This window comes from Marinimicrobium agarilyticum DSM 16975 (assembly GCF_000423345.1).
Lineage (GTDB): Bacteria > Pseudomonadota > Gammaproteobacteria > Pseudomonadales > Cellvibrionaceae > Marinimicrobium > Marinimicrobium agarilyticum.
Genome location: NZ_AUHU01000005.1, coordinates 1 through 12055, shown reverse-complemented (window position 1 = coordinate 12055; position 12055 = coordinate 1). Strand labels below are relative to the sequence as shown.

The window sequence follows — 12055 nt, the reverse complement described above, 5'->3', positions numbered from 1 at the left end:
AACACTCAGGAGAAGGAACATGGAGAAAATGGCTATTCCACAAGTATTGACAGGAGCCTTGTTTGCCTTTCTAGTCAGCCCCTCTTTTGGAGAAACATGTGCGGAAGAAGGGATCCATGACCGAGGAAGCCTTAGGGGGCCGGGGTATGTGGTTTTAGGCGAGCCAAACCAATTCAGTACGTCCGTAAGCCTTTTAGACTTGCTAGATGATCCAAATGTAGAATTTTTCACATCCGAGGATTTCTTTGTGGGAAGTCGCGACTATAGCAGCATTGGGTCAGACGCCGAGTCAAAAATAGATATAGTTTTTGATGAAGCATCCAGTCTAGGGACATCATGGGTTAAAGCAAATGAGATTTCGGACGCCTCACCTTATATCTCTGAGTTCTGCATGAATGTTAACGTTCAGGAGCACAGACCCTCTGTGGAGGAGATCGACACCATTGACTTTTATGCAACGGGATCAACCATACATGTTAAGTTTGAGGTTAGAGGGTCCCTTGATGAAACATACTCTCAGAGAGGTAGTAACGGGCAGGGGCCCCTCTACACCGTACAAAAAAGTTGCCGGGATTCAAGATCTTGGACCACTGTAGCTCAAAACAGCGCCAGTGAAATTTACGAGATATCATCAAACTGCAATTTGGCTGTAAGAGTCAAAGCCTTCGACGGGAACTTTTTCTCAGAGTATAACGGCGAGCGATACTGGTACTCAGATCTAGATCCAGGAGATGAAACCGGACCCAACTCACCTGCTTGTTTAGCTAGGTGTCCCCTTTCACTGGAACCATACCGTTCACACTGTATGCGCTCCAACCCAGTATGTCATTGACGTTCAACTAGATCCGAAATGAATTGGCGCCAAACTCGATTCAGAAATTGGTGTCAATTCATTCTTTCGTCTAGCTGGCAAGAGTACCCGAACAACCTAGCCAACCAGAACCAACCAAAAATAAAAATCCCAGCATTGCCTGTAGCGAGCACTTCACTTCACTTTACTCTTAATGAAGGAGGCAATCCATAATTACAAGCATGCACTCTAGATGCTGAAATATAGTCAAAATAGTAATCCCCGAACGGAACTGCCCTCATGTGTCTCGGCGCCGCCAACGCCATCACACCTAAACCGCCGAAAGCAACCGCTGTATATGCTCGTTGAGCGCCGCCTTCAACTCATCGGGTGACTGGATCACAAACCCGAAAGGCAGCTGTGCCAGCCACCAGGCGAACCAGTAGTAATCGTCCGTACTGGTGGTGAGCAGTACGCCGTCTTCCTGCTGTTCAAACATGCCGTCCATGTCGCTCTTACAGGTCGTTGCCGTACTCATGTAAGTGGTCACCGAATTCATATCGGCATGAAGCAAGACGCTGACAGGGAAACAACGCTCAGCGTTATACATACTTTCTTGCAGATGCCGAGCCGCATCAAAGTTGGCTGGCCGCACAAAACGTTCATCCCCCCGAGTGATATCCGACAACCGGTCCAACCGAAAGGAGCGCAACGCCTGGCGCAAGTGACAGAAGCCCCCGACATACCAATTGCCAGACCAAAATACCAAACCGTAGGGATCAAACCGGCGCTGCATGGTGTCGCCTTTGGGCGAGCGATAAACCATGCTGACGACCTGACAGGCCTGGGTTGCCTGAGTCAGCTGCAGCAGTTGTTGATGGATGGAGGAGCGGCGCGAGGGAATCAACTGAATGGTTTCATCCATCGCCTTTACTTGGGCTTTCAGGTGGGCAGGCATGACGCGCTCCAACTTTGCCTGCACACTCGCCAGCGCCACTTCACCCTCCAGGAGGTTGTGCTCTCGCACCGCCAGTAGCGCGAGCGTGATCACCCGCACTTCCGCTTCAGTAAACATCAACGGCGGAAGCTTGAAACCCGGCACCAACTTATAGCCACCATAACGCCCCTGCTCGGTGGTGACGGGAATACCCAAATCCTCCAACACCGAGATGTAGCGCCTGGCCGTACGGCGGTCGACGCCCAGGCGTTCGGCAATTTCCGCGCCGGAGAGCTGGCCCCGAGCCTGAAGTAACTCCAACAATGCCAGCACCCGGGTAGTCGGCCCCGCCATCGGCTCACTCCGATCAGAATAAAAATCAATGATCGCCCATAAATAGGACGGAATCTACCCTATTAAGCCCATAAGATGGTTCTGGTGGCGCTGCAGCGGCCAACCATTCGACCTGAATGTAACGTGGTACCAACCCAAGCCAAGGAGCAAACCCTATGAACACAATGACCCTGTACACCAACCCGCAATCCCGAGGCCGTGTCGTTCGCTGGATGCTGGAGGAGATCGGCCAGCCGTATGATGTGGAAATCATGACCTTCGGCGGCGACATCAAGTCCCCGGTCTACCTCGAGCTAAACCCCATGGGTAAGGTCCCGACCCTCACTCATAAAGGCACCGTCATTACTGAGGTCGTAGCCATCTGCACCTACCTCGCTGAGCTGTTCCCGGAGGCTGGGTTAGCGCCAGCGCTCGGTAGCCCGGAGCGCGGCAGCTACCATCGCTGGCTGTTTTTTGTGGCGGGCCCCTATGAAATGGCTTTGACGGCCAAAGCGTATGGCTGGGAGATTACCGATGACAACGCCTCCGCTGTCGGATGCGGCCATATCCAGGACACTTTGAATGCCATCGAACAGACTCTCTCCCAACAGCCCTACCTGTGCGGTGACCAATTCACCACCGCTGACCTGCTGATGTCGAGTTACCTTGGATGGCATACGATGATGAAAGTGCTGGAACCCAACCCGGTATTTGCCCAATACGTAGAGCGCTGCGAAAACCGAGCGGCCGCCAAACGCGCCGATAATCTGGACAATGCTCTAATAGAGAAGAGTGCGTAACGGTCATTGAAGGGAGGGCCCGGCACAGTCATCGTGCCGGGCTTTTCTACGCGTCAACCAATTGTCGATGGACACCCACCGCCGTACTTCTTGGCCGCACGCGCAGGCCTCGGCCTTCGAGGTGCGCGCGCGTAAATGCCGCCCCAAACAGAAGGATCATCGAGGAGTAGTTCACCCAGAGCAGGAGCAGCGCCAGAGAACCGGCCGCGCCATAGACCGACGCCGTTGCCGAATACGCCAGGTATATAGCGATCAGGGAGCGGCCCACCGTGAACAGCACGGCAGTGATGAACGCACCAAGCAGGACATCGCGCCACGTCAGCACGACGTCGGGAAGGATCTTGAACATCGCCGCGAACAACACGGTAACCACAAACAGCGACAGAGACAGTTCCATAACCACCATCGACCAGCCAGGAACCGGCAGCCACTCTTCCGCGAACGCCATGACGGCGCGCAACGCTACCGATAGCAGTAGCGACACCAGCAGGATGAAGCCGATGGCCAGAATAATGGTCAGAGACAAGAGCCGGCTCTTGATAAAAATCCACAGACTGCTTCTGGAAGGCCGTGGCACGACGTCCCAAATCTGATTCAGTGACTGCTGCATCTGCGCGAACACCGTGGTAGCACCGACAATGGTCACACAGATCCCGATCAACGCCGGCCAGATCCCGCTCTGGTCAATCTGCGAGTTGATCACCGCCGTCTGCACCACCCCGGCCGCCTCAGGGCCCAAGGTTCCCTCAAGCTGCTCGAAGAGCTGACCCTGAACCGCCTGCTCACCGATAATCAGCCCCACCAGGTTGACCACCACGACCAGGATCGGCGCGATGGAGAAAACGGTGAAGAACGCCAACGCGGCGGCGTAAATGAAGGCCTGGCTCTGCAACCAATACCGGCCCGCTTCGGCCAGGATGCCAAGCCAGTGCTTCACCGTTGCGGGGAGTTTGTCGTAAAACTTGAAAACCATGGGTAGAAGGTACCTCAGCCTTGAAGGCTATGTCGATCGGTACTACCCAGTATAAGAGTTATGCGGCTCTGAGCGTAGATATTCTCGTTCTACGGATGCTGCAATGACTATTTATCCGACCCTAGCCGGTAAACACTCAGCGTGTCGCCTTCCGAGACCACAAAAATCTGTCTCTGAGCGGCATTATAGGCAATCAGGCTGGGTATATTTTCCGATAACGCCGGGGAGAGTTCCTGTTCGAGCTGGCCGGTCTGGCGGTCAACCGCCGCGACCAAACCATTCTCAAAAGCGAATATCGCTTTTTCTTCATCCGGCAACGATACCGCCGCAACGAGAACCGCACTGACGCCCGTCGCAGAGTGCATGGGCGTATGAACCCAGGAGCCGCCCTCTTTGTGCAGGTATCCATACGCAGGCTCACCCTCACAGCGGTAGAAAACGCCGCCCTCGGCCTGACCCCCAATGCCGACCGGCAGAAAATAGGGCGCGTCTTCACAGAGGGAGGCACTCCACTCCACTGTAGCATCACCTGTACTGAGGGCCTCAACCTTCCCCCTGCTAGAGGCAGCCAGGAGTTGATCCCCGACCAAACGAAGGTCCGTTATTTTCCGGGAAGAATACCAGCGGCCCAGAGTCCAGCTATCCAAGAGGCGACCGGTGTCGAGCGACCATTTCTTTACCGTTTGATCATGATAGCCCGCGGTAAAATAAACGCCTTCCTTCTCTGCGACGGCCAGGGCCGTCTGCGGCGTATGAGGTGGCTCCTCGGGTTCAATTTCATCCGCGCTCTTTCCATCCAGAAGCTCGGTTCCAGAAATGCGCCCTCTGCCCTGTCCCAGCCAGTAGTGGTAATCGCTTCGACCGCTTTGATCAACACCTAAGCGAGAGACCACGGCGTTCTCTTTAACGTCGTATACGATGGTTTCCTCGGGCGAGAAAAAAGCAACCCGTGCCCCGCGCCACTGACTGTGCTCGAACACCCGACCAGACTCGCCCTTGAGATCGACCGGCGTTATCGAGACGTCACCTTCACCCTCGCCGCTGCCAGGATTAATAAGCCAGTAGGACCCAACGCCTTCTTCAACCAAAACCACAGGCGCGGTATCAGAGGACTTTAGCGTCGTCGCAACCTGATTAAAATCGAGTTTTTGTGAGTAAAGCTTTTCGATTTCGCAACCGAAACTGGCACTGGCGAACGCAGCTAACACCAAACCCACTAGCGTTTTCACATCAAGCACGGGAAGGCAGCGACCTGTCTGAGATTATGAAGAATTAGCGGGTGGTGGTTCTTGCCAATGGCAGTGAAACTCGATTTAAATGACGCGCAATTGATCGTCTGGCTGAACTGGGCGATAAGAGCTCTGGCGCCGGAAAGGTCCTTGTTAATAACCCGCGTACCTGTCGCGGCGGAAGCTTTTGGCGTTTGTTTTTGTGCGAGCAAGCTCATTGTGGCATCCTCTCCCTGAGCTATGATCATTCTTGGCGTATGGCCTAGATAACGAAGCAGAACGTCCTGTCAATCAATCTTGGCAGATTATTCAACCGGATGAGCGAATTGCAAACCCGATGATAGTATCGTTGACCTGAAAACGCTAGCCCATGATTCCCAGATCTTGTCTCCGACGCGCTCGAAATAAGTCACCATCGTTCGCCAAGATAAACATCCAACAACGGGATCGAGTACCGGTTCTGAAATAGGCCGAACAATGTTTTCAATAGCTCACTCAACCGTCCTACTACTCTTGTCTGTCGCCTTAACAGCCTGCTCCCCTAAAGGCCAGGCAGAGTCCCACGCAGCTCAAAAGGTCAAGGATAAGCAGACCAAAGAGGACGTGCTCGCCCGCGTTGCAGCTGACCTGAATGGAGACGGGATCACCGATCAGGCAATGTTGATCCCCTATAGCGCAATGGACGAAGATCGAATCCAACGTTATCAACCAGTCTCTGCATGGCCCTACTATTCAGATGACGCTCCTCCTTCTGACCCCGCCGACGGGGGACCGGTCGTTTTGGTTATTGAGCACGGAGAAAAGGGAACGCAGCAAAAACCGGAAGACTTTCTGCTTTATGACCCAAACGAAGTGTCTGTTCTGGCGACCGACGCGGCCAAAATTCTAACCAGCACAGGGGTGAACGCGCTACCAAAAGCGGGGGCGACGTTAGCGGAGTTACCCCAACCATTCACTGGAGACGTGTTGGTACTACCCACAGAGGCTGGAATCGATACCTTTGTTTATTGGACCGGTGAAACCTACAGAGTTTTTGAGCCGCTGGAGATGCCTTGAGGTGTTTCTCCTTTGGGGAACACCTCAAAAGCGCACGCCTCCAATAATTGATGACTTGCTAGCTACCCTCCAACATAAAAGCGCGAAGCTGCCGCTCCTCTCGCATGACATATAGGATAAAAATCCGCTTTTCATCACCACGATAGAATATACGACACGGGGGCACGATGACCTCTCTGTATACGGAAGCGGGTAGTTCCGGAGGAATCCGTCCGGATTGAGGAAGCGCTTCTAAACGGGTGGTTTTATCGAAGACCGCCTCAACCAAACGACCGGCCGCAGCCGGATTATCCAAAGCGATGTACTCAGCGATCGCGTCCAATTCTTGCAGGGCTGGCTCCGTCCAGATTACTTCAGCCATTTACTCATTTTCTCCCTGGCCTCGCTTTGGCTGTATGTTCTACCCTCAAGTACAGCTCGCTCTCCCCGCGAAAGCCCTTCAAGCAATGCAAGCCGGCGCTGCATAAACTCGTAATCCTGAACATCGACGAGATAAGCGGATGGTTGACCATGCTCAGTGATCAGCACCGGTTCCTTCGTCAGGTGCAGGTCCGCCAAGATCTTAGTGGCTTGGCGCTTGAGGTTTGTAACAAGCTCGACTTTCATGGACTTACCCTAGACATGAACTTAAAGTGACACTATAGTATCACTTTTCGGATTAGGCAATAGGCAAATGTCCGCTCTCACCCATCCAGGGAGCCCCGCCGACAGCGGCCAATATAAGGAAGAAATTAAAGCCTTTGACAAGAGGCGCGCCCGCGAGCTGACGAACATTTCAGAGAGTACCGAGGAGACCGACACGACGGTCCGGTTGGTCGGCGGCAGCTTGCTCAGGACCGCCCACTCTGGTTTGGGCTTAGGCAAAATCTCCAACTGGACAACTCGGCTGACAGAGTGGGAGCAGGCCTCCTCAGGCACAAGACGTGATTTCTATCACCGCACCTCGTTAGACGACATGTTATTATGTTTAGGATATCTAACAACCAAACAATGCATCGCTTTTAGAAGCTGATAAGGATTAAATGGAGGTTCATTGTGGAAGATCAAAAACTGGAACAGATAAAGACCGATTTAGAGTCATCAGTTGGTCAGCGCATCGACGAGATATGCAATTCAACGTTAGGATCGGACTTCGACCAGAATCAGTGCGCGCACTATGTCAGCCACATAATGGGTTACGATTTTTCCCAAAGTGCCTCCTGCAAATACTTGACGTACGCCGACAGCCGTGACGATGAAGTAAAGGGCGCCACTATCCGCGTCGACGTTATTTTCAACAGAATCGTCTCCGCCCACCGACAAAAGCTCGTGAACAACATGTGTTACAGACCTGGGCTTGTCTTTGTCACTCAGGAAAGAAACATTCAAACCAACGGGGATATGGGTAGCATGCCGGCCAAGCATATCGGCATTATGATATGGCCATGGGTGTACCACTACAGCAATAATCAGAACAAAGTAAAAAAAGAAGATATCACCAGTTTTATAAATACCTTCACATCAGCGTATGCCGGCAACGGACCCGTGGCTTTCTATCGTGGAGAGTTTATTGCATGAACAGATTATGTGTAGCGAAAGGCTGCCTAATATCCCTGGCGTTCGCCACCTCAGCGTGTGGATTCGCTGAAGCACTCCCCGATAATTCTGACTCCGGCGATAACCAGGCTATTTTCAGCACTCTGTTTGACCACCTTGATTACCGCTTCCCCGAACAACAAAATTGCTCCGACGAGAAGACAACATCCATTAAGGAGTTTACTGCTCACTCACTGGCCTACATGAGCGAACAGAAGCCGGGGCATGGGAGCGTTAAAGTGAAATGCGACCACGTCCAGGCAAGCCCCTCGCTGGCCAACTTCTACTCTGCGGACATTTTTCCGGAGAACGCAGAGGAGGCAATACGTAAACTGGACGAGAAAGATTCGCTAATGCAATGCCAGGTTTCGTTTTCTGTGTCTGACAAAGAAGTCGTGTGGTCAAGATCGATTCAATTTTTATGGAATGAAAAGGCAAAAGATGCGATAAAAGAAACCTTTCGGTGCGTATTGATCCCCTAGCTATCGATTGTCAGGGCGCCAAGATTCACGCCCTTGGAGTTCTGTCAATAACTGTACGCACATACCGCAAGAAAAACTGATTTAATGAAAATCTCCCAACTCGCGCCTTGTTCAATGGACAATTGGGGTAGAGGAAGAGATTAGTTTTCCGTGTGCAGAAGCTTCATTAGGCAACTTCTGGGATGACTACTTCCCCCCTAAATACTCCGCCAACGCTCGGTTCGCGCTCTCGAACTCTTCCTTATGTTTTATATCTTTCTTTACCGACTCCCTCAAAGCAGAGATTTCTTCTGAAGAATAAAATCGTGCCAAAATATCAATTAGCCCATCATCTCCAATAATTTCAGCGAATGTACTTCTCGAAGAAATCAGCGATCCCCCAGATGGCTTAGATTTATATGTATCCTCAACAATCCTGTAGAAAGCCTTAATTCTCCCTCTACCACGCTCACTCAGCGCCAAGTAGTTCATACAGAGCGTTGGGTTCTTCTCAAAGAGAGACCCCTGGGATTTAATCAACTTCACGCACAAACGGTACTGACCTGAATGGTATAGCCATTGCATCTTGTAGATAAAGCGGTTCCTGTCCAGAGGCTTATGATTTAGAACTATCTTTTGAAGGCGACAGAAAAACTCATAAAGCTCGTAAAAATTACGATAGCGGTAACTGATAGATGGGTTAACCGGTAGGAGTACATGTCCATTTATAGTGGTTCCACAGGGTCTCTTAACGTTGTGCCCGTTAAAGTCATATGCGCGGATTTTTTCCCTTATATTCTCAAGGAGAACGAGCTCCTCGGCAGTGGCGTAGGTATGAAAACTTAGCACCTTGTTAGCCAGTTCATCAATATCTAAAGCCCGACCTAGGATCTCTTCGCCAACCACAAGGAAAGAATTTCTTATGTTAGCGTCATACAAATAAGATTCGTTAAGACACTTATTTTGAAGTCCGAGATGGATGTCATCTTCAGAAAGTTTCCCTGAGCGAATCTCTTTCTGGAAGAAAGACGGACTACTGGAACTATGACGCATCAGCAAGTCAAACAGCGAAAACAACTGACTGTATACGTCAAATAGCGAAAGCTCAACGATCGGCCTTAGCTTTTTACGACGTTTTCGCTCTGGAATATATGAGAACGATAGCCAAAAAATAATTGCCGAAAAAACCGATAAAAAAATTGGTAGAAGGACTTTGCTTTGCTTCGCCCATACACTAAGGAATATCAGACCCTCTCGCACTTGGTCACTAGCAATATCTATCAGCTCTTCCAACAATGCCATCTCCTAAAATTGCCTCACTTTCGCCTTGACTACCGCCTTTTCGGCCGTAGCGAAGCGCAGCAGAAAATAGATTCCAGATCACGCAAAGAAAAAAATCCCGCTTGCTCGGTTTATCTAACCCTGTGTTCCTGCAATTCATTTCCTGTACACTCCTTGTAAAGTTTGTTCATTGGATTATATGTTCTCTCTAACTCCCTTTTGGCGTAGTCTAAAAATCCACTTTTCCTAATATCATGCGGGAACGGCTCGTTATTTTTCTCAGCAAGAAGACCCTTAATGAGCCCACCCCTAACGTGAGCCATAGTCCTCACCCCTTCGTATGAGGACTGGGCTAGATTAAATAAATTGGCGTCTAGCTCCGCAATGCCAGAAATGAACTTTTCATAGCACTTATCATGAACTACCGGTATCAAGCTGCTTTCTAGCAACTCATCGCCATCATATCCATGTATGTACTCTTTGCCAGACTCTTTTATGAGAAGTGTGTACCTAGCATTTGGATGATCTTCTTCTTGTGCTTCTATATCATTTACAATTCCAACCAGTCTTTTATATGACCAAAGATTGAACTCCAACTCCTCAGAAATTAAAGACTTATATGCAAATAACTTTCTTCTTGATTCTCGATTTTTTTTGAAAAACTCTAAAACCTCTTTAACTATAAAAAGTAATATTGCCACAATTACTGTAGCAGGCAGAATATTTGCTTTCCCACTTGCAACCTTATCGGCCAAACTAGAAAATTTTGGTGAAGAGACCACCTCCAATGAAAAAGAGAAAATGATATATGCAAATGCCAGCAGGGCGACTGCAAATATTGCCCCTACCATTTCTGGCAAAACACTCTTCAATAGTGATTTAATGATTGTTCTCCTTGATCCCAACACATCGATGGTCGCACGACCGAAGCGTAAAGCAACGGAATCCAGCCATGGGCGTCATTGATTAACTTTTTAAGTGTCTTTTTTCAAAAGAAATGCTATTAGCTGAGAGAACCTCTGCTTCTGAAGAACTGATAAAAAGTACTTTTCCCTTTATTTTCTCCATGACAGTACAAGCCTGAAATATGCTCTCCCTTTTACTTTAAATTCATTCTTGCTTTAGGCGCATCAATATCGCTCACCCTAGGAGCTGTACTATGCATAGTTACTTCTGTCGCGGTTCAAACCTGACACTAAGGCTCAAAACAATCTCTGATTCGCGAGAATCTCCTTTTGGTAGATTTCCGCGACTTCTTCAAACCTCTCGTAACTACCACCGAACATACCTGCGCGCATAGGCCCCCAATTGTCCTTGAGTTGTGCGGCTTCGCTCCTAAGCTTTTGGAATGGAGAAATTCCCATTCTTCGGCCCTTCCAGCCAAATCTTCCAACGGGTCCCCAACAATAACCATCATCTTGCTTTTTGAGGTCGGCCGCCACCAAAGCAAAAAGTATTTCAAACTCATCAAACACCCGTTCATACGCCTTGCCTAGGAAAAATAGGTCATCCAAGCCGGGTTGTAGAAGTTTGTAAAGATATTCACTCATTGGTGTAAAATTTCGCTCGTGCTCGGGTATTCGTTTGAAAACATCGGCCAGCTCCCCTGCGGCATTCCCAACTTTTTGGACAAATAGTGATTCACTAGTCTCGTTACCTGACAACCCTAGTTTCGTATAAAAAATTGTTGAGAGGCTCTTGTAATTTTTCCTTTCAACGGCGGCTATTCCGGCACTGTAAACCAAAAGCAAAAGGGGATACCACCTAAGATTCGCCCATACTACAAGACCACCCTGGCTTTCTAATAACCTGTCGCATGATCTAGAGATTATTTTGGAGAGCGAATTTAGTTGATTGTCACTCGCCCAGTGCGACAAGCAAGCGACTATTGCGGATAAGTCTTTGGTGTGGCTTTCATAAGCCGAGATCCGCTCCAATAATTCTTCGTCAGAAAATCTTCCATTCACTGCGAAATTATCTTCGCTTGTAGAAGACAGGAAACGCCTTACTTCCTCAATAACGTAATCGTGCAATTTTATTTGTGAGCTATCGGATGATATCAATTCTTTGAGATATTCGACCTTTTCCTCAGTTGTCTGCGCATTCCTTACTTCATCTACATACGGTATGGTTATCAGATCATCATTACCCATAGTGCCATCCTCTGACTCCGACTCCGAGTCAGGGACGGATATAATGAAATCTCCGTCACCATCGAATTGGCCGTAATGAGGTGTTTGCTCCGAGTTAATATCATTTGCAATGTCAGCACCGGTGTTAAAAGTCCGTAAATTACCAACTTAGATTGTCCTCCCAACCCAAATGGGGTTTCCTTGTTTGCGACCAAGCATCGAGGACACCACCATGTTGAGCCGAGAGGACTTCTACATGATAAAGCAACTTCGCAAAGAGGGGGCACACATCGTGGATATTGCCCACCGTCTGGGCTGCTGTGAGCGCACGGTACGTCGCTACCTGGCACTGCCCGCCCCCAAAACCGGACGCCGTAATCAACCCCGAGGCAGCAAGCTCGATCCCTTCAAGTCGTTCATCGACCAGCAGTTGGCCGAAGGTGTCTGGAACGCTGAGGTGATCCTTCATAAAATCAAAGACTTAGGCT

At 49.8% G+C, this 12055-nt stretch carries 14 protein-coding genes and 1 pseudogene; 6 read left to right on the top strand and 9 right to left on the bottom strand.

The annotated features are described in order from the left end of the window. Positions 1-19: 19 nt before the first annotated feature. Positions 20-832 (top strand): hypothetical protein, encoded by an 813-nt coding sequence (locus G547_RS23345; protein ID WP_157209800.1) that lies wholly within the window; start codon positions 20-22, stop codon positions 830-832. 289 nt (positions 833-1121) lie between these two features. Here G547_RS23345 and G547_RS0105310 read toward each other — a convergent pair whose 3' ends face one another. After that, positions 1122-2081, bottom strand: a complete 960-nt coding sequence (locus G547_RS0105310; protein ID WP_027328946.1) for a helix-turn-helix transcriptional regulator — start codon at positions 2079-2081, stop codon at positions 1122-1124. Positions 2082-2236: 155 nt separating this feature from the next. On the opposite strand from G547_RS0105310, the gene G547_RS0105305 reads away from it, so the two are divergent. Then, positions 2237-2860 (top strand): glutathione S-transferase family protein, encoded by a 624-nt coding sequence (locus G547_RS0105305; RefSeq protein ID WP_027328945.1) that lies wholly within the window; start codon positions 2237-2239, stop codon positions 2858-2860. Between the two features lie 46 nt (positions 2861-2906). Here G547_RS0105305 and G547_RS0105300 read toward each other — a convergent pair whose 3' ends face one another. The 3 genes from G547_RS0105300 to G547_RS0105290 all read right to left on the bottom strand — a co-directional run bounded on the left by G547_RS0105300 (position 2907) and on the right by G547_RS0105290 (position 5280). Then, positions 2907-3833 carry a YihY/virulence factor BrkB family protein gene (locus G547_RS0105300; protein ID WP_027328944.1) on the bottom strand — a complete coding sequence of 309 codons (927 nt, stop codon included), beginning with the start codon at positions 3831-3833 and terminating at the stop codon, positions 2907-2909. Positions 3834-3940: 107 nt separating this feature from the next. Continuing rightward, entirely contained in the window at positions 3941-5071 is a 1131-nt protein-coding gene (locus G547_RS0105295) for a PQQ-binding-like beta-propeller repeat protein (protein WP_157209799.1), read from the bottom strand. After that, positions 5059-5280: a hypothetical protein gene (locus tag G547_RS0105290; RefSeq protein WP_157209798.1), complete on the bottom strand. Its 222-nt coding sequence runs from the start codon at positions 5278-5280 to the stop codon at positions 5059-5061. The genes G547_RS0105295 and G547_RS0105290 overlap by 13 nt, the downstream gene beginning before the upstream one ends. A 259-nt stretch (positions 5281-5539) precedes the next feature. Here G547_RS0105290 and G547_RS0105285 point away from each other — a divergent pair, with 259 nt between their 5' ends. Beyond that, entirely contained in the window at positions 5540-6118 is a 579-nt protein-coding gene (locus tag G547_RS0105285; RefSeq protein WP_027328941.1) for a hypothetical protein, read from the top strand. A 58-nt stretch (positions 6119-6176) separates the two neighbouring features. Here the strand turns inward: G547_RS0105285 and G547_RS0105280 are convergent, their stop codons facing one another. Both G547_RS0105280 and G547_RS0105275 read right to left on the bottom strand, forming a co-directional pair. Next, positions 6177-6479 (bottom strand): type II toxin-antitoxin system RelE/ParE family toxin, encoded by a 303-nt coding sequence (locus G547_RS0105280; RefSeq protein WP_027328940.1) that lies wholly within the window; start codon positions 6477-6479, stop codon positions 6177-6179. Next, a complete protein-coding gene (locus G547_RS0105275; protein ID WP_027328939.1) occupies positions 6467-6724 on the bottom strand; it encodes a type II toxin-antitoxin system Phd/YefM family antitoxin in 258 nt (85 codons plus the stop codon). Before G547_RS0105275 ends, G547_RS0105280 begins: the two co-directional genes overlap by 13 nt. A gap of 429 nt (positions 6725-7153) precedes the next feature. Between G547_RS0105275 and G547_RS0105265 the strand changes: the two genes are divergently transcribed. Beyond that, entirely contained in the window at positions 7154-7675 is a 522-nt protein-coding gene (locus G547_RS0105265) for a hypothetical protein (RefSeq protein WP_027328937.1), read from the top strand. After that, the gene (locus G547_RS0105260) at positions 7672-8175 is read left to right on the top strand and encodes a hypothetical protein (RefSeq protein WP_027328936.1); all 504 of its coding nucleotides are present in this window, start codon (positions 7672-7674) and stop codon (positions 8173-8175) included. Before G547_RS0105265 ends, G547_RS0105260 begins: the two co-directional genes overlap by 4 nt. Positions 8176-8361: 186 nt before the next feature. Here G547_RS0105260 and G547_RS0105255 read toward each other — a convergent pair whose 3' ends face one another. The 3 genes from G547_RS0105255 to G547_RS20260 form a co-directional block, all read right to left on the bottom strand. Continuing rightward, positions 8362-9450, bottom strand: a complete 1089-nt coding sequence (locus G547_RS0105255) for a hypothetical protein (RefSeq protein ID WP_157209797.1) — start codon at positions 9448-9450, stop codon at positions 8362-8364. A 116-nt stretch (positions 9451-9566) separates the two neighbouring features. After that, positions 9567-10295, bottom strand: coding sequence for a hypothetical protein (locus tag G547_RS0105250; protein ID WP_157209796.1), 729 nt, complete (start codon positions 10293-10295; stop codon positions 9567-9569). Between the two features lie 342 nt (positions 10296-10637). Further along, positions 10638-11588: a hypothetical protein gene (locus tag G547_RS20260; protein WP_051234884.1), complete on the bottom strand. Its 951-nt coding sequence runs from the start codon at positions 11586-11588 to the stop codon at positions 10638-10640. Positions 11589-11799: 211 nt separating this feature from the next. Here G547_RS20260 and G547_RS23340 point away from each other — a divergent pair. Then, positions 11800-12055 (top strand): annotated as a pseudogene (locus G547_RS23340) (IS21 family transposase); the annotation flags it as partial.

Excerpts from the sequence above, each read along its gene's own strand:
- G547_RS0105300 (WP_027328944.1), bottom strand. The coding sequence starts at position 3,833 with ATGGTTTTCAAGTTTTACGACAAACTCCCCGCAACGGTGAAGCACTGG.
- G547_RS0105280 (WP_027328940.1), bottom strand. The coding sequence starts at position 6,479 with ATGGCTGAAGTAATCTGGACGGAGCCAGCCCTGCAAGAATTGGACGCG.
- G547_RS0105285 (WP_027328941.1), top strand. The coding sequence starts at position 5,540 with ATGTTTTCAATAGCTCACTCAACCGTCCTACTACTCTTGTCTGTCGCC.
- G547_RS20260 (WP_051234884.1), bottom strand. The coding sequence starts at position 11,588 with ATGGGTAATGATGATCTGATAACCATACCGTATGTAGATGAAGTAAGG.
- G547_RS0105260 (WP_027328936.1), top strand. The coding sequence starts at position 7,672 with ATGAACAGATTATGTGTAGCGAAAGGCTGCCTAATATCCCTGGCGTTC.
- G547_RS0105305 (WP_027328945.1), top strand. The coding sequence starts at position 2,237 with ATGAACACAATGACCCTGTACACCAACCCGCAATCCCGAGGCCGTGTC.
- G547_RS0105275 (WP_027328939.1), bottom strand. The coding sequence starts at position 6,724 with ATGAAAGTCGAGCTTGTTACAAACCTCAAGCGCCAAGCCACTAAGATC.
- G547_RS0105290 (WP_157209798.1), bottom strand. The coding sequence starts at position 5,280 with ATGAGCTTGCTCGCACAAAAACAAACGCCAAAAGCTTCCGCCGCGACA.
- G547_RS23345 (WP_157209800.1), top strand. The coding sequence starts at position 20 with ATGGAGAAAATGGCTATTCCACAAGTATTGACAGGAGCCTTGTTTGCC.
- G547_RS0105310 (WP_027328946.1), bottom strand. The coding sequence starts at position 2,081 with ATGGCGGGGCCGACTACCCGGGTGCTGGCATTGTTGGAGTTACTTCAG.